This is a genomic window from Pseudodesulfovibrio sp. JC047 (assembly GCF_010468615.1).
Classification (GTDB): domain Bacteria; phylum Desulfobacterota; class Desulfovibrionia; order Desulfovibrionales; family Desulfovibrionaceae; genus Pseudodesulfovibrio.
In genome coordinates this window covers 145,085-162,886 of the sequence record NZ_WUEH01000004.1, presented here as the reverse complement: position 1 = coordinate 162,886, position 17,802 = coordinate 145,085, and the positions used below count along the sequence as shown (strand labels likewise).

The 17,802-nt window shown below is 54.0% G+C and carries 13 protein-coding genes; 1 reads left to right on the top strand and 12 read right to left on the bottom strand.

What is annotated here, in order from left to right; all coding sequences use genetic code 11:
* Positions 1–22: 22 nt before the first annotated feature.
* From GO013_RS04030 to GO013_RS03985, 10 genes are all read right to left on the bottom strand, one after another.
* Positions 23–1,345, bottom strand: a complete 1,323-nt coding sequence (locus GO013_RS04030; protein WP_163808769.1) for a malic enzyme-like NAD(P)-binding protein — start codon at positions 1,343–1,345, stop codon at positions 23–25.
* A gap of 23 nt (positions 1,346–1,368) precedes the next feature.
* Positions 1,369–1,926 (bottom strand): Fe-S-containing hydro-lyase, encoded by a 558-nt coding sequence (locus GO013_RS04025; RefSeq protein WP_163808768.1) that lies wholly within the window; start codon positions 1,924–1,926, stop codon positions 1,369–1,371.
* Positions 1,926–2,765 (bottom strand): fumarate hydratase, encoded by an 840-nt coding sequence (locus GO013_RS04020; RefSeq protein WP_163808767.1) that lies wholly within the window; start codon positions 2,763–2,765, stop codon positions 1,926–1,928. The genes GO013_RS04025 and GO013_RS04020 overlap by 1 nt, the downstream gene beginning before the upstream one ends.
* A 1-nt stretch (position 2,766) precedes the next feature.
* On the bottom strand, positions 2,767–3,507 hold the full coding sequence (locus GO013_RS04015) for a fumarate reductase iron-sulfur subunit (protein WP_163808766.1): 741 nt from the start codon (positions 3,505–3,507) through the stop codon (positions 2,767–2,769).
* A 24-nt stretch (positions 3,508–3,531) separates the two neighbouring features.
* Positions 3,532–5,412 (bottom strand): fumarate reductase flavoprotein subunit, encoded by a 1,881-nt coding sequence (locus tag GO013_RS04010; protein WP_163808765.1) that lies wholly within the window; start codon positions 5,410–5,412, stop codon positions 3,532–3,534.
* Positions 5,413–5,425: 13 nt separating this feature from the next.
* The gene (locus GO013_RS04005) at positions 5,426–6,070 is read right to left on the bottom strand and encodes a succinate dehydrogenase/fumarate reductase cytochrome b subunit (RefSeq protein ID WP_163808812.1); all 645 of its coding nucleotides are present in this window, start codon (positions 6,068–6,070) and stop codon (positions 5,426–5,428) included.
* 319 nt (positions 6,071–6,389) lie between these two features.
* Positions 6,390–7,739, bottom strand: a complete 1,350-nt coding sequence (locus tag GO013_RS04000; RefSeq protein WP_163808764.1) for a sigma-54 dependent transcriptional regulator — start codon at positions 7,737–7,739, stop codon at positions 6,390–6,392.
* Positions 7,736–9,517 carry a cache domain-containing protein gene (locus GO013_RS03995; RefSeq protein ID WP_163808763.1) on the bottom strand — a complete coding sequence of 594 codons (1,782 nt, stop codon included), beginning with the start codon at positions 9,515–9,517 and terminating at the stop codon, positions 7,736–7,738. The genes GO013_RS04000 and GO013_RS03995 overlap by 4 nt, the downstream gene beginning before the upstream one ends.
* Before the next feature lie 220 nt (positions 9,518–9,737).
* Positions 9,738–11,921 carry an MFS transporter gene (locus tag GO013_RS03990; protein ID WP_163808762.1) on the bottom strand — a complete coding sequence of 728 codons (2,184 nt, stop codon included), beginning with the start codon at positions 11,919–11,921 and terminating at the stop codon, positions 9,738–9,740.
* A 242-nt stretch (positions 11,922–12,163) separates the two neighbouring features.
* Positions 12,164–12,394 carry a hypothetical protein gene (locus GO013_RS03985; RefSeq protein WP_163808761.1) on the bottom strand — a complete coding sequence of 77 codons (231 nt, stop codon included), beginning with the start codon at positions 12,392–12,394 and terminating at the stop codon, positions 12,164–12,166.
* A 324-nt stretch (positions 12,395–12,718) separates the two neighbouring features.
* Between GO013_RS03985 and GO013_RS17350 the strand changes: the two genes are divergently transcribed.
* Positions 12,719–15,361 (top strand): PAS domain S-box protein, encoded by a 2,643-nt coding sequence (locus GO013_RS17350; protein ID WP_203529373.1) that lies wholly within the window; start codon positions 12,719–12,721, stop codon positions 15,359–15,361.
* Here GO013_RS17350 and GO013_RS03975 read toward each other — a convergent pair.
* Positions 15,335–16,507 (bottom strand): HD domain-containing phosphohydrolase, encoded by a 1,173-nt coding sequence (locus GO013_RS03975; RefSeq protein ID WP_163808760.1) that lies wholly within the window; start codon positions 16,505–16,507, stop codon positions 15,335–15,337. The genes GO013_RS17350 and GO013_RS03975 overlap by 27 nt on opposite strands.
* On the bottom strand, positions 16,479–17,771 hold the full coding sequence (locus GO013_RS03970) for a response regulator (RefSeq protein ID WP_163808759.1): 1,293 nt from the start codon (positions 17,769–17,771) through the stop codon (positions 16,479–16,481). Before GO013_RS03970 ends, GO013_RS03975 begins: the two co-directional genes overlap by 29 nt.
* Positions 17,772–17,802 lie beyond the last annotated feature (31 nt).

The following is a 17,802-nucleotide window of genomic DNA, read 5'->3' as shown; positions in this document are numbered from 1 at the left end:
TCCCTGCCCGGTGGGGTGGCTCTTACAGGTCGAGATTGTATGATTCGACAAAGGTGCCGATACGGGCTGCCGAGTCTGCGATACGTGTACGCAGGCTTATTTTGTATTCGTCGAGATCGAGTTTTTTACGGGCAACGCCGCCGTCCATGGCCGCTTTCGCGACTGCCACGGATACGTGTTCGATCAGGCGAAGGTCGAGGGCCTTCGGGATGACGTAGTCGATGCCGAATTCCAGTGTGTCTACGCCAAAGGCTTCACAGACGTATTTCGGTGTTTCCTCTTTGGCGAGATCAGCCAGGGCCTGGGCCGCGGCGATCTTCATCTCTTCGGTGATGGCAGTGGCTTCGCAGTCCAGAGCACCTCGGAAGATGAAGGGGAAACCAAGGACGTTGTTGACCTGGTTGGGGTAATCGGAACGGCCTGTGCCCATGATGCAATCCGGGCGGGCTTCCTTGGCATCGTCATAGGTGATTTCCGGATTCGGATTCGCGCAGGCGAAGATGATCGGGCAGTTGTCTGACATGGATTTGACCATGTCCTTGCTGACCACGCCACCCTTGGACAGACCAAGGAAGACATCCGCGCCTTTCATGGCGTCGCCCAGAGAGGCGTATTCCACTTCGGTCGCATACTGTTGCTTGAATTCATTCAGGTCGGTCCGACCCTTGTTGATGTGGCCCCTGGAGTCGAACATGGCGATGTTTTCGAAAGCAACGCCCATGCCGCGATACAGGTTGGTACAGGCGATGGCAGCCGCACCAGCACCGGAAACCACGACGCGCAGGTCTTTGGCCTGTTTGCCGGAGATTTCGAGGGCATTCATCATGCCGGCGGCGGTGACGATGGCGGTTCCATGCTGATCATCATGGAAGACCGGGATGTTCATTTCTTTTTTCAGCTTCTCTTCGATGTAGAAGCATTCCGGGGCCTTGATGTCTTCGAGGTTGATCCCGCCGAAGGTCGGTTCCAGGGCCTTGGTGATTTCGCAAATCTGGTCGGGGTCGTTTGAGTCGAGGTTGATATCAAAGACATCGACATCCGCGAAAACCTTGAACAGGACGCCTTTGCCTTCCATGACTGGCTTGCCTGCGGCAGGGCCGATATTGCCGAGGCCCAGTACTGCGGTGCCGTTGGACACGACGCCGACCAGGTTGCCACGGCCGGTGTATTCATAGGATTTGGTGGCATCGTCGGCGATGGCCAGACATGCTTCGGCAACGCCCGGGCTGTATGCCATGGACAATTGTTTCTGGGTGACACACGGTTTGACGGGAACGACTTCGATTTTGCCTTTTCTCCCGGTGGAGTGATAATGCAGCGCTTCTTCTTTGGTGAACAGAGCCATTTTTATCTCCTTTAAACTGTTGTTTATTTAATGCCGGCAGCTTTCAGATCCGGAACTGCATAGAGTTCGTTTCCGTGGGCGTCGTTGATGACGAGAAGGGGGAAGTCCTTGACTTTCATCTCTCGGACGGCTTCGGGGCCGAGTTCGTCAAAGGCGATGACATTGGACTCGACGATGGAGTTGGAGAGCAGTGCTCCGGCTCCGCCGGTGGCGCCAAAGTAGACCGCGGTATGGTCCTGCATGGCCTGTCTGGTCTCGGCGTTCCGTTTGCCTTTGCCGATGGATGCCTTGAGGCCGAGGGAATAGAGGCGAGGGGCGTAGGAATCCATCCGGTAACTGGTTGTCGGACCGGCTGCGCCGATGGGGCGACCCGGAGGGGCCGGGCTGGGACCGACATAGTAGATGGCCGCGCCTTCCAGCTTGAAGGGCAATTCCTTGCCTGCGTCGAGCAGATCGACGAGCTTTTTGTGGGCCGCGTCGCGGGCTGAATAAATGGTACCGGAGAGGAAGACGACGTCGCCAGCGTGTAGCTGGGAGATGTCTTCATCGGTCAACGGGGTGTTCAGTGCGTATTCTGTCATTACAGTATGACCTCCTCATGTCGTTGGGAATGACATTGGACGTTGACCGCCAGGGGGAGGCTCGCCAGATGGCATGGTTCCATGGTGATCTTGACGCCGAGAACAGTAGTTTTACCGCCTAAGCCCATGGGACCGATCCCGAGGGCGTTGAGCGCATCTTCCAATTCCTTTTCCTTGGCAGCAATGTCCGGATCAGGGTGGGTGTCGTCCAGTTTGCGAAGCAGTGATTTCTTGGCAATCTTGGCGGCGTGTTCAAAGGTTCCACCGATGCCGATACCAATGACGGTTGGCGGACACGGGTTGGGACCGGCTTCGGCCACTCGGTTGATGACGAATTCCTTGATGCCTTCCCATCCTTGTGCCGGGGCCAGCATGGTGACGCGAGACATGTTCTCGGCACCGCCACCCTTGGCCATGTAGGACATTTTCAGCGTGTCGCCGGGAACGAAGTCAAAGTGGATGACGGCTGGTGTGCCGTCGCCGGTGTTGGCCCGGGTCAGCGGATCGCACGCGGATTTGCGCAGGAACCCTTCGTCATAGCCTTTGCGAACGCCTTCATTGATGGCGTCACGGAGACCGCCGCCTTCAATGCGGACGTCTTCGCCGACTTCCACGAAGAGGACGGCTAAACCGCAGTCCTGACACAAGGGGAGTTTGGTGTTTTGGGCCAGGTCGGCGTTTTCCAAAAGTTGGCGAAGTACTTCTTTGGCAGAGGGGCTGGTCTCATTGGCCATGGCCTCTTCCAGTTTGGTCCGGACATCGGCCGGAAGTTCAACGTTACTGTGAATACACATGTTGGCCACTGCATCGATAATGTCGTGAGTCTGTATGGTACGCATTTTATTTCTTCCTGAAGATTTGCTTCATTGCGGTGATGCCCATCTTGCGGCGCAGGAAACCGAGCTGATTTTGCAAGGGCAACCCCTTGGGGCAGACGTCTTCGCAGGCCAACAGGCCCATGCAACCGAAGATGCCTTGGTCATTGCCGATGATTTCAAAGTACTGTTCGTCGTCGCGTTCGTCGCGGGGGTCCACCACAAAGCGGGCGATACGGTTGAGAGCAGCTGCTCCCATGAAATCGTCACGCAACCTTGCGGTACCACACGCAGAAACGCAACAACCGCATTCAATGCACCGTTCAAGTTCGTACACCTGTTCGGCGACTTCATTGTCCATGCGTTCTTCTTTCGCCTTGGGGTCGAAGACCTTGGACGTGTGAACCCATGATTCGGTTTTGCTGTACATCTCGCGGAACCAGACGCCGGTGTCGACAGACAGATCGCCTATCAATTTGAAAACCGGCAGGGGGTGCAGGATGATCTTGCCGGGCTGGTCTTTGGTTTTGGTCTGACACGCCAGACCGGGGCGACCGTTGATGACCATGGCACAGGCTCCGCAGATGCCGGCGCGGCAGCAGAAATCGAACACGAGGCTCGGGTCCTGCTCTTCACGCAGCCTGTTCAGTGCAATGAACAAGGTCATGTTGGGGGTTTCGTCAAGGGTGTACGTCTGCATGTGCGGGACGTCTCCTTTGACTTCTGGATTATACCGGAATATCTCGAATTTTAATTGTCTACCCATGATACATTCCTTCCTTGATCCGGGTTACTTCTTCTTGCCGATTTCTGTGACGGGACTGTCGATGACACGATCCTTCACATACTTTTCGTCAGCCGGGATGATGGTTCCGCCTCCATAACCGCGGTCACCCGGAGGCAACTCAAAGACAGGGGTGGTGTCTTCGTATTGCAGTTCGGGCATGTCCGCGCCTTCACGCCAGTAGGCGAGTGTCCGATTGAGCCATTCGGCGTCATTTCGTTCAGGGAAGTCTTCACGATTGTGTGAACCACGGGATTCTGTCCGCATCAAGGCTGCCTGGGCGATACACATGGCGAGTCTGACCTGGCCTTCGAGCTTGAGTGCCGCAGCCAATTCATGGTTGGGACCAGCGCCGTTGGAGACCAAAGCGACCTTGCGCGATTTTTCCATGGTGCCTTGCAGGGTTGAGACGCATTCTTCCAAGCCTTCCTTGTTTCTGAAAACAAAGCAGCCTCTCATCAGTGCTTCCTGCATTTCGTTGCGAACGTCATAGACATTCAGCTTGCCATTGCGGCCATGGGTGATGTCGTGAATTCGTTCTTCCTGGCGTTTGACTTCCGAAGCAACGATTTTTGTATCGATCTTGGTTTCGTAGCCGCTGAGGAATTCGACGATTTTGTTTCCGATGATTCCACCGGCGACCACGGTTTCAGCGAGGGAGTTTCCGCCCAGGCGGTTGAAGCCGTGCATGTCCCAACAAGCTGCTTCACCGGCCGAGTACAGGCCCTTGAGACCGTAGACTGCGCCGTCTTTGTTGGTACGGATACCAGCCATGGTGTAGTGCTGGGTCGGGCGGACTGGAATGAGTTCCGTCCGGGGATCGACACCGAGGAAGTGGTGGCAGATCTCATCGACTTCGCGGAGTTTGGTGGAGATGTGCTTGTCGCCAAGGTGACGGATATCGAGCCAGAGGTGTTCGCCGTAAGGAGACTTGACGCCTTTGCCTTCACGCATGTGATGGGTCATCCAGCGGGACACGACGTCGCGGGATGCGAGTTCGGCCTTGTCCGGTTCGTAGATGTTCATGAACCGTTCTTCGTTGCAGTCGAGCAGGGTTCCGCCATCACCGCGACAGCCCTCGGTGACGAGGATATCCGTGGGGACGATGCCTGTCGGGTGGAACTGGATGGATTCGGGATTGCCGATAGGGACGATGCCGGTTTCATGGGCGATGATGTGACCGCCGCCGTCGCAGATGACTGCGTTGGTGGTGGCCTTGTAAATGCGACCGAAACCACCTGTACAGATGGCTGTGGCCTTGGCCAGATGGACTTCGAGCTTGCCGGTGCGCAAGCAGCGAACTACTGCGCCCATGCAGGTTTCGCCATCATGAATGAGGGAGATGGCTTCTTTTTTGTCGAAGACATCGATGCCCAGCTCGGCACAACGGTTGTCCATGGTGCACATGACTGCGTGGCCGGTGCCGTCCGAAGTATAGCAGGTACGCCATTTGGCGGTGCCACCAAAGGACCGGGCCGTGATCAGACCTTCATTTTCCTTTTTCTCGAATTTCTCAAATTTTTCGCCGCCTTTGAAGAAAAAGGATTTGCCGGGAACAACACGGTTCCACGGCACACCCCAGTGGGCGAGACGACGCATTTCGATGGGAGCGGCGTCAGCGAAAAGACGGGCGACTTCCTGGTCACAGCCCCAGTCGGACCCTTTGACGGTGTCGAGGAAGTGGACGTCTGTGTTGTCTCCTTCGCCTTTGGCGCAGTTGCCGAGGGCCGCCTGCATACCGCCCTGTGCTGCTGATGAGTGAGAACGCCTCGCCGGGACGATGGAAAGGCATGTGGCTTTGAAGCCATTTTGTGCTGCCTCACAGGCGACGCGCTCTCCGGCGAGTCCGGCCCCGATGACGAGCAAATCAGTATAATATGTTTGCATTGGATGCTCCTCGTTAGCCTAACGTTACAAAGCGGATCAGGGTGATGATGCCGATGGCCATGAAGATGCAGAACAAGGTCGTTTCGCAGAACTTGAAGCCTTTCCGTTGTTCGGATTTGACGAATCCCCATTTCACGGCGATGCGGTAGAAACCAACACTGACGTGCAACTCGACGCAGGGGAGGAGGATCATATAAAAAATGAACCACCAGAAGTGCTGCATCCGAGCTGCGGATTTTGCGGCGGTGATAGGCAGGTCGTTGAGAACAACCCACATGTGTGTGGCACCCAGAATCAGAATAATCATGGCGGTGACGGCCTGGACAACCCAGAGCCATGTGTCGCGATGGTTCATCATTTTGGCATGTTGCCAGATAGTGGTCTGCGCTTCCGCACGGAAGGGAATTTTTCGCGCAGCGAGGACGAAATGCACCAGGAAAGTTAAAAAGATAAGAGGTCCGCCAACCTGAGCCATGTACGTCGCTTCGAAGAAGTACGCGATGGCGTTCATGATCTTCGGAGAAATAACGACCGAAGAAACAAGCAACATGTGACACCACATGAAGAGAATCAGACTTGCTCCCGTCAGCATCTGAAGCCAATCAAGGCTGGCATCTGTGCGGGACACGCCTGGGACGGATGTCGTAAAGGTTTTCATCATTCTTCACCTGTTGTTCCTGATTGATATGAATTGGGACTAGCCACTGCCTCATCAACCGTTGTGCGTGAATCCGGATGGTTTGGACGCGTGCCTGAATGCAGACGTTCATGCCGGCTTGGCACAGTTCGCGGTCCGGTATCGGACTCTTTGGAAAGAGATGGATCGCAACAGTGAACCCATGAGCAACAGGTGTGCCATTCTGGATTTATGGAAAAAGCCGTTTAATTCAAGGCGTATAATTTGAGGGAAAAATAGAAATCGGCGGATTTTCGCCACCTCGAAAAGAGGTATGAGCAAAAATCCGCCGACAGGAGGCTTATTCAGATCGTTTCAGACCGTATTTGGCCATTTTTTCATTGAGAGTGCGGCGAGGGGTGTCCAGATCGGCAATGACATCCTTGATGACGCCGCCATTGCGGGCGAGGGATTCCTGGATCAGATGCCGTTCGAACAGGGCCACCTGTTCTTTGAGTGAAACGGCAGATGGCGGGTTTTCTCCGAGCTTGGCGGACATGAGTTTGAGAATTCGTTTTTTGGGCGGGAGGGGAGAGAGAATATAGCGTTCCGCCATGCTTTTGAGTTCTCGGACATTGCCAGGCCAATCGTGGCTTATCATGAGTGGCAGGCTTTCCGGCCCCAGCGGTTCCATACTCATGCCATACGTGTCCGCAGCCCTTTCCAGGAAGAAGGAGAAAAGCAGCGGAATATCGTCTTTTCGGTCTCGTAGGGGGGGGACATTGATTTTGACGGTATTGATTCTGAAATAGAGGTCTTCGCGAAGCCGACCTTCTTCGATGGCTGTGCGTGGATCTTCATTCATGGCGGAAATCAATCTGAAATTGACTGATTTTGAGCTGTTTGCCCCCAGAGGGGTTATTTCTCGCATTTCCAGCGCGCGTAGAAGTTTTCCTTGGACGTCCATGGGCATGGAGTTCAATTCATCCAGAAACAGCGTGCCGCCATTGGCCGCCTCCAGTTTGCCCATCCGTTTCCCGTTGGCCCCGGTAAAGGCTCCGGAAACATGACCGAAGAGTTCGCTTTCGGCCATTGCCACGGGAATGGTCGCGCAATTGAGTGCTAAATAAGGCCCTTTTTTCAACGATGACAGGTTGTGAATTGAGCGGGCAATGACTTCCTTGCCTGTTCCAGTTTCGCCAGCAATGAGGACATTGGCGATGGTCGGGGCAATGTGGGTGATTTCCTGTTTCAGATCCCGCATGGGTTGACTTGTGCCGACCAGTCGGGAGTCTATCCCTTCGCAGTCGGACAGGGCCATTTTGAGATGGCGGTTTTCAAGGATCAACCGGCGTTTTTCCAAGGCCCGTTTTATGGTTTCCACAATGCGTTCCGGGTCGAACGGTTTTTCCACAAAGTCGTATGCGCCGCCCTGAATGGCTTCGACAGCCATGGCAATGTCTCCATGGCCGGTGAAGAGGACAACGGGGATATGTGGGTCGATGGCTGCGATTTTTTTTTGAAGACCAAGCCCATCGAGTCCCGGCATCTTGACATCGGTAAGGACGATTCCCGCATAGTCCGGCGTGACTTCTTTGAGCGCGTCTTGGGCGTCAGCGAAATCCGTGACTTCGAAGTCTGAAAGCTCAAGCCATTGTCTGGCTGAGTCCCGGACAGATTGTTCGTCGTCGACGAGAATGACGTGTTTCATGATTCTCTTTTCTGTTGGTTTTTCGACAAGGGAATCTGGACAAAGAACTCGGCACCATGCGGTGCTCTGTTTGCCACGAGAAAGTTCCCCTTCATGTCTTTGATTATTTTGAAGGAAATGGACAGTCCGAGTCCGACGCCAATGCCTTCTTTCTTGGTGGTGACAAACGGCTCGAATATTTTCTTTCCAACTTCTTCGGCAATGCCGGGACCATTGTCCCAGACACGTATGACGGCCATGTCGTTTTCCATGCTCAGTTTGACGCCGATGAATGGTGACTCCGTCTCCTGTAATGCGTCCAATGCGTTTCTGAAAAGGTTGATGAGTACCTGTTCCAATCGCATCCGATCGCCGAGGATCAGTACGGGATGGCCGGGCATGGAGAGTCGGAGGTAGCAATTTTCCACGAGAAACTGATGTTTCATGAGGTTCATGGCTTCCTTGATGGCCTGACGGAGGTCGAATTCGACGTTCATATCCAGCGATCGCCGGGCAAATGATTTGAGTTGCCCGGTGACTTTGGCCATGCGATCGCCTAGATCAGAGACCTTTTTCAAGGTGGGATCGAGGTCATCCAGCTTGTCGCGTTTGAGCATGAGCCGACAACTGGCGATATAGGTCTTGACGGCGGCAATGGGTTGATTCAGTTCATGGGCGATGGCCGTGGCCATTTCACCCAATGCGGCTAGTTTCCCCGCTTGAACCAGTTCTTCTTGTGCGGCCCGAAGTTCATGCTCGGTTCGTTTTCGCTCTTCGATTTCCAGAGCGAGTTGTCGGTTCATGTTGCGAATGTTGCTCGCTTCGACCGCTTGCTGACGCGACAGTTTTTTCTGTTGTCGTTCCCGGAAAAAAAGCAGGGTGAGGATGCCGAGACCCAACAGGACAAAGGTGGTGAGTGAGATGCCCAGTGTCCGTTCCCATAAAGGCCCTTGCGGGGTGAGATAACTTATTTTCCAATCCGTGCCGGGAATACCCCGGGCGTTATTGAGGAATCGTTCCTTGCCGATGGTCAGTTCCTCGACGGACCCGAGCCGTGTCCGTGAATAGGACGGCAGGTGTTTGAGTTGGAATCCGGGATAGTGTTCCCGGTCGTGAATTCTTTTGAGAATCGCGGCATCAAGTGGCGTGAGGGTCTTGTATTTCCAATTGGGACGGCTGGTCAGGACGATCACCCCGTTTGAATCCGAGACAAAAAGCGTTTCGCCGCCTTCCCTCCACAGATGTTCCAGAGGTGACAGGGCAATCTTTGCCACAGCGACGCCGATGATATTCCCTTTGTGAATGATGGGGTGTGAGGTGTAGAACCCTGGTTCTCCGGCAGTGATACCCACCCCGAAGAACTTGCCTTCCTTACCGCTCATCGCATCCTTGAAATAGGGGCGGAAACTGAGATCGAGGTTGATGAAATTCTTTGGCATGTCCCAGTTGCTTGCCGCACGGACGATACCGTTTGTTCCGATGATGTACACCACGGACGACCCGGCAATGGTGTTGACTCGATAGAGGAATTTGTTGATCGGCAACTGGTCGCCGCCCTTGGCGAGGAAAGTGGAGACCTTGCCGTTTTCCGAAATCAGATAGGGCAGGTATTCGTATTTTTGCAGCTCTGATTCGAGCGTCATTTCATATAATGTCAGCCGTTCATTGGAAACGCGTTCCAAGTCTTGAATGTAATTGTACTGGACGAGCAGCCCGACCAGAAACGGCAGACCAAAGAGGAGCAACAGAACAAAGATCACGGTCGGGGCGTTGAATTTTATTTCGTTGAAGGCGTTCATTGATCTTGTCCTTCCCTGTGGATGCATGGTGGGGCCTGATTTCGCCAGAGAAGACAGCTCTCAATCAGCGGATTTCCGCCTATTGGAAACGTCAAAATATGGGGCGCAGTGGCTGTTTTGGGCGAAATGTATTGTATTTGCATGGTTTTTTATACACAGGTTTTTTCTTTCTGTCAGGTACCTAGCAAATACAATACCGAAATTCACATTTGGGAGGTACTCAAGGAAAATTCTTGGTCGTGGCGACGGTATTGTTGGGCAGGAACCAGATGGCCTTGCTGTCTGGAGCGTGTTTTTTGAGGTAGTCCGTTCCTTGGGCCGGTCCCATGATGAATAGGGTCGTGGCTTGGACGTCCGCCTGTTCTGCCGAATTCGCGACAACGGTCACACCAAGGGACTTGTGTGCTGATTCCATGGTGGATGGATTGATGATGTGGTGTCGGGTGATGGTTTTTCCTGCTTTTTTCGTGGTGATGAATTGTTGATAATCACCAGATCCGCAGACGCCTTTTTCCCGTATGCTGATGGTCTGTATTTCGGCTGAGTTGCGAGGATGGCGAATACCGACAGTCCAGTCCCTTTTTCCGAAGCAGTAGAAATCGCCTCCGGCTTCGACAATACCGGATTGAATTCCCTGTTTTCGCAACAGCGCGACTGCGGCATCGACAATGGTTCCCTTGGCGATGCCACCGAGGTCCAGAGCCATTCCCTTTTTTTTGAGTTTGACACGTCTTCCCGGGATGTCGAACAGAACCTGTCGATAGTCCACGAGCGGTGATTTGGCGTGGGCCACTGTTTCATCGAGGGCAAAGTAGAGTGGCGTTGTGGTCAATGCACCGATCGTGGGGTCAAAGACGCCCTGACTGTGTTCGCTGACTGTAAAAGCTCGCTGGAGCACGTCGAATGCCCGGGGAGTGGGTTTGACCCAGGAAACTCCCGCGCTGCGATTGATTCGTCCGATGGACCCTTCAGGGTTTCGATGATCGAGGTCCTGTTGATAGGCCCAGATGGCGGACATGGTCTTTTTGGCCGCGTCCGAGGCTGTCTTTTCATTTTGGGCTTCGATGGTGAGGTTGACGATGGTCCCCATGGCCACGTCGGTGAATTTATACAGGTCCTTGCCAAACGTTGTTTTTTCGGTTTGCGCAGTCAGGGAAAATCCCATGATGACAATGAGTAAGAGTGCGAGGAATATCGTGATGCCTTTTGACTGTGTCCCACTCCAATAGAAATGGTCCCTGAGTGTGATGGCGATCAGGGGGAGACAGGCTAGTGCGCCGAGAGCGGCCGCCACCTGCATGGCCGGGACCAGGGAATGGAATATCTGTATGAGCACGCCGCCCAACAGGGGGCCGAACAGAAAACCGAGACCGGATGCCGTGTTTGCTGCGCCAAAGAGCACTCCTTGTCGTTGGGAGAGCGTGGCGGCAAGGGCCATGGATGGCGGGATGGACAGGGCGGCCCCCAATCCCATGAGGGTGCCGAAGGTGATGAATTGCCAGGCCTGACTGCTGGAGCCGAGCATGAACAGGCTTCCTGCACTGAGCATCATGCCGAATGCCACCCTGTCGAGATCCGGTTTTCGGGTGGAGAATCGACCGGAGACGGTGAGTCCCAAAAAGGTCGCCAGTCCCGGGATGGCGTAGATGAAAGCGATGGTCAATCCATTGCGGCCAAGGGTATTGGCCAGCAGGATGGGATAGAATGCCGTGAGCAGGCCGATACCGAGTGTGCGACCGCTCAGGGCGATGAAGAGTGCGGTCGCCGTGTCTCCGGCCCGGTGGAGTGTCGGTGTTTTCGGTTCTTCGGGACGGATGGTGGTTATCTTTGAGGGCAGGAGCCACATAGTCATCAGTGTGGCAAGGCCAAGGCAGGCCGCGAGTCCGAGAAGGACTGGTTCCATTGATCGGTTGAAATAGAGCAGGCTTCCCAGAATCGGCCCGATGAACGCTGCGCCACTGAATGCCGCTGCATGGATGGCAAATCGACGGGACAGGGCCGAGCCTGAGCCGGTGCTGCCCAGCGTGGCCATGCCCACGGGGCGGACCAGTCCGAGAACAATGCCCATGATGACCTGAATGGCGTACAGGGTGCTCAGTTCGGGGACGAGGAAATAACACAGGGGGATGAGACATCCGATTCCCATGGCCAGAGTGAGGACGCGTCGGGGACCGAATCGGTCTGCGGCCATGCCGGAGAGCGGAGCGACCAGAAGTTTTGCCAGATAGTAGCCGGCAAAGGCAGTGCCGAGCCATGCGCCGCTTATTCGTTCATCCAGGCTGAGTAGCGGAATGGTGAACGCGAAAAGCCCGCCGCCGAGCGCGGTGAATAATCCGCCGAGTATGATGGCGGTCAGGGGGCGATGGTCCCCGGTGTGTGCGGTGTCTTGTTCGAAAGTCTGCATCGGGGGCGGTTCCTTGTCAGCCTGTCAGGTCTTTGAGAGTTCTTAGTCTGACGACAATTGTCAGGCTTGTCCACTGTGCCCGCTGTGCGGGCTGTTGCGTCAAATAGACGTGTCCGAATCGTTGGGAGATGGGACGGAATAAAGAGAGAGTGGTATCGGGTACATGGGTCAAATGTGTGAGCCGTAAAAGGCGTGTTGAATGAGTCTGTGCAGCACTGGAAGTGGTCCTGGATCTTGTCTTATTAGTCGATGAATTGTTCGTTGAAGACGCGTTTTTCAAGGGAATGGTCCGGGGCGAAAAGCACTGGAGATGGACGCGAAAGGTCTTCCCGAATCTGCACCCGTGATTTGCCGAGGGCCGTGGTGGTTGTCATGACCAGTGGATAGTGATTTTCGAGGATGAACAATCGTTCCCGGGCTTTGAGGGTGTCAGATGCCACACAGGCAATATTTTGAATTGAAGGTCTTGGCATGGTCCGCTCATGTGTTGAGGCATCCCTCTACACCGCAACCCTTTTCTCGTAAAGGGGGTGCGGATTATAGATTTTGTTCATGCGATCATCGGTGTGATTTTCGTGGGGAAAAAACTGGCTTTTGACGTTTTTTCACGTACAGTGACACGAGTGGAAAAATGGCTGTACCAAACGTTTGGTCGGGTGTGAGTGGTGCTGAGTATATGAAAGAGCCAAATCCCTTTTGTGAAGGGGATGACACAGGCTGTCTGTGCGAGACCACCGTCTTCGACACTACTTTTGGGGGACGATTCCTTTCGAGAAACAACGACGTGTGAGGCCCGGATGTTGCGAAGAAAAAGGCGATTTCTCCTCCTTGCTTCCCTGATGGTGCTGCTGGTCGGGATGATTTCCGTTTTCAGTTCCTTGTATCTCTATCAGACATCACTGCGAGAGCAGCGGGCAAGGTTGTATGAACTGGTGACCAGTCAGGCCAATCTGGCGGCGGAATTGGGCTGGCTTGCCCTTCGACTTCAGGTTGAAGGTGGAACAATGGCTTCCCGCGAGGTCCTGTTGGATCATCTGCGCCGGGCCTATCAGAAAGGGCAGATCAAACACCGCTTGTGTGAATACGCGATCGCTCAACGGACCGGGGATCATATCGAATACCTTGTCGTGAATGGAACCATTGTGGACAAGGATGCGTCTCTCAGGCGGTTCCCGTTGGATGGACCGGGTGGGGAACCCATGAAACGGGCCTTGAAGGGAGAGTCTGGAACCATCATTGGGCAGGATTATTCCGGGACCGAGGTTTTGGCCGCATTCACACCGCTTTCATTGCAATTCGGAATTCTTGGCATGGTGACCAAGGTCACTATCGAGGATGTGCAGGCCCCGTTCATACGGGCCAATGTGATCGTGTTCAGTGTGGGCATTGCCGTGACCCTCTTTTTCCTTTTCATTTTTTTCCGGTTGAGTGAACCGATTATTCAGGAGCTTCAGGAGAGCGAACAGAAGTATCGGGACGTGGTGGAAGGAGCGAGTCATTTGATTCTTCGAGTTTGGGAAAATGGGACGATCCTTTTTGCTAACAGTTATGCGAATGATCTGCTTGTTCAGGAATCAGAGACCTTGGTCGGACAAAATTTGTCGCAATTCCTGGCCAATGGAGAGGCGGACGGGGTTCGGGATATCCTCAAGAATATGATTCTGAGCCAGAAGATTCGCTATGAGACGGAGATGCGGCTTTCGAACGGCAGCAGCAAATGGATTGCCTGGGGAGCGCGGGGTATTTCCAAAAAAGGCCAGCCCTTGGAGGTGCTGTGCATCGGCAGCGACAGTACCTCGGAACATCTGGCCAATGCCGCCCGGCGAGAGGTGGAAGAGCGGTTCAGGGGGATTGCCAAGGCGTCTCCCGTGGGCATCGTCATCACGAATATGGCCGGTGATCTGTTGTATGCCAATGAGCAGATGCATATTTTGACAGGTGGAAGTTCCGTGAATTTGGCTGGTCGAGGGTGGATTCAGCGTCTTCATCCGGAGGAGCGGTCTCAGGTGCTCGCGAGTTGGTTCTCTTCCTCGTCGAAGCAGAAGACGCGTCGGGAGTTGCGGATGCTCTCATGCTCTGGCGATATCTTTTGGGTCCTTGGTCAAATTGTCGAATTGAAGAATTCCACGGACGAGGTGGTGGGCAATGTCCTGACTTTTACGGACATCACCCAGATCAAGGAAGCCGAACTGGCCAAGAGTCGTTTGTCTGCCGCCATCGAGCAGGCCGGGGAGATGGTGATTATCACGGATATGGACGCGAATATTACCTATGTGAATCCGGCCTTTGAAAGGACCACGGGCTACAAACGTGAAGAGGTTGTCGGGCAGAATCCCCGAATCTTGAAAAGCGGGGCGCAGGACGGTGCCTATTATGATGGATTGTGGGGGACGGTCACACAGGGGAATGTCTGGAGTGGTCGGTCATTGAATCGGAAAAAGAACGGGCAGAACTACACGCAGGATTTTAGTATCGGGCCGATTCTGGATGATGGCGGGACTCTTATCGGCTATGTCGGTGTGGCCCGGGATGTCTCCGATCAGTTGGTGATCGAAGCGCAGTTGCGACAGTCGCAGAAATTGGAATCCATCGGCGAACTCGCTGCGGGCATCGCTCACGAAATCAATACTCCCACGCAATATGTGTCGAGTAACATCCAGTTTCTCAAGGACGCTTTTGTCACATATTCAAAGACCATTGCCGACAGTCATGCCTTTGTCGAAAAAGTGCAGGCTTCGGCTGGTATCGAGTCCTGTGATTGGGTAAGGGATGCGGCAGCAAGTCTGTTTGATGAAAAGGAATTGCAGTATCTGGCGGAAGATATCCCTCAGGCTCTGGATGAATCGGAAGCAGGGTTGAAACGGGTGACGGAAATTGTCCGGTCCGTGAAACAATTGGCGCATCCTGGAGAGATGCACAAGAGTTATAGTGAGTTGAATGAGATCGTCAAACACGCGGTGACGGTCTCGGCCAATGAATGGAAATATGTGGCGGAGGTCTCGTTCGATCTGGATGACGCCCTGCCTCCGGTCTATTGTCTGATCGGTGAGATTGGACAGGTTGTTCTGAATCTTATCATCAACGGGGCACATGCCATTGAAAAGGTCAAACAGGAGACCGGGGAACCCGGAGAAATTTCCATACGGACGTATGCAGCCGGGAGTATGGTCGTGCTGGAAATCACGGATACGGGTGTCGGGATTCCCGATGACGTGGCCGAAAAGATTTTCGATCCATTTTTTACCACCAAGGAAGTGGGCAAAGGCACTGGGCAGGGATTGGCCATCGCGCATAATGTGGTGGTCAACATGCACGGTGGTGCCATCGACGTCATCACTGAAATGGGGGTGGGCACCACCTTTGTGGTCCGGCTGCCCTTTGAACCGGAGGACGAGCACGGGGATGCGCCACTGTCACGCGTCGTCGAGAGCGATGGTTGAGATAATGAGTTCCGGGACAAGAACCACGATATCCTTGTCAATGCCGACTTTCTTGGCGAATAGGGCGATTCGATCCACTTTTTCCTTGTTCAGCTCCAGGCTCTTTTTGAGCAAGAGTGCGCCTGATGTGGACACCACATCTTCGTGGAGAATCATGCCAGGTTGCAAGTCTGCATAGTGGAGCGTGCGGATGGTGTATCGTGATTCGACACCGAGCATCCCCCGCAGGTGGTAGAGCAGCTCCGGATCATATTTATCCCGATTCTCTTCAAGTAGGAGAAAGGCCTTCTGTGGATCTTTCGTGTGATGCAGGGCCAGATCGTAGTCCAGTGCCATTTTCAGGATGCGGCCCCCGATGGGAATGTCTGTGCCCTTGATTGGATCTTTCGGCGTGCCGGTGCCGTCGTATCCCTTGAGCTGGTAGGAAACCATTTCGCCGATGGAGTCCAGCCTCGGGAGTTTGGCGATCAGGTTCTGGGCGATTACCGGGTGCATTTCAAAAAGCTGAAGCTGTTCAGCGGTCAGTTCCTTGTCGTTAAGCAGATCAGCGATGGTGCCGGGGGGGAGAATGAGTGTGCCGAGCTGGGACAACATGGTCGCGATATCATATCGCCAGAAATCCGTGATCCCTTTTTGTGCCGCCAGATACCGGACATATCGTCTGACCCGGTTGATCCGTTCTCCGGCTTCGGGATTGACCAGAGCGGTGATCTCGTTCAGCAACTCGACACTTCCCTTGAGCGTCTTTTCAAGCAGAATTTTCTGGATGGTGACGAGTTCATACTGGGTCACGGCGTCTTTGACGTTGCGCAGGAATAAATCCTTTTCACACGGTTTGGTCAGAAATCGGAAGACATTGCCGTCGTTGACCGCCTTGATCGCATTATCGAGATCGGCATAGCCGGTCAACATCAGTCGGGTTGTGTCCGGGCTGATGGTTTTGAATTCGTTCAGGAATTCGATGCCGTTCATCTGAGGCATTCTGAAGTCCGAGACAACCACGGAGAACGGGTCCATCTTGTCGATTGTGTCCAGTGCCTCGGCCGGATTGGTTGCCGTTTCTACCCTGTATCTGTCACGGAGTTGGCGTCGCAAGGCGGAGAGCACATTGGGTTCATCATCTACCAGGAGAATTCGAGGGGGCATGGTGTTTCTCCTCTGTAAAAAGTTCGGTGATGGTCGCGGTGGGGATGGCATTGAGTGGCGATTCCCCTGACCAGTTTTCGTTGATATAAGAGATCCATTGCGTGAATTCTTCCTGGTTCACTTTTGAGGACAGCAGCTTTTCCCTCAATGATGTCCTGGAATACTGGTCATGCAGGATGACGAAATGGTGGTCGATGCTGTCTGCGAGGGATAAGTACCGTGCGACATCATTGTCGATTTCATTGAATCGATGATGATAGCCGATGGCATGGACCACATCGCTGGACATGCCCCAAAGTCCCATGAGATACGCGCCGACTTCGGCATGGGTGATTTCGAAAAGGTCCTGTTCCGCCTGACTGATGGTTGTTTCGGGATGAGAGGCAACCTGGTCGAGGGCCTCTGTATATTTTTTGGAAAATGCGCTGGCCATGACCAGTTTCCCCACGTCATGCAGCAGTCCGGCCATTCTACATTGGGTGATGACATGTCGCGAAGCCGCCTCGTGGGTGGCGATGAGACGGGCTATATTCGAGACTCGGAAGCTGTGTTCCCAGAGCAGGGAAAGGGAAAATGTCGGGAGCGTCTTTTCTTCATAGACCGTGAAGAGATGGGTTGAGAATATCAGTGCCCGGATGGTGTCGAGGCCCAACAGGGTGATGGCTTTTTCCACAGAATCCACCTGGGTCGGCAGCCCGAAATAGGGCGAGTTGATGAGCTTGATGATTTCCGCGACCAGCCCCACATCCCGGGCTATGGTGGTGGCAATAACCTCGATGGAGGGCTCGTCTTTGCGGAGTTCGGCTTCGGCCTCTTCAAACACTTCGGGAATGACTGGCAAGGCCTCGATTCTGGTGACCAATTGAATCATTTTATTGTTGGTCAGAATGGCCTGTGATCGAAGTGCGCTTTCGATGCGATCAATGAGATATCCCGCTTCACACGGTTTTGAAATGTATTGGTGGACCGCCTTGATGCTTCGGACCACCTCGTTCATGTCAACTTGTCCCGACAGCGCGATCCGGATTGTCCCGGGCGATAGTTCCTTGATGCGGGTCAACAATTCCGCTCCATCCATTCCCGGCATTCGAATATCAGAAATAATGATGTCGATGGGGTGGCGTTCCAGGAGGTGCAGCGCATCGGTCCCGTTTTCGACAAAATGCATGTCCCAGACATCGCTCTTGCGTCTGAGCATCCGTTTAAGCGCGGAAAGAACATGTGGTTCGTCATCCACAAAGAGTATGCGAGCGTGTGTCTTCATCGGTGCCTCCTTGTCAGTCAACCACTTGGTG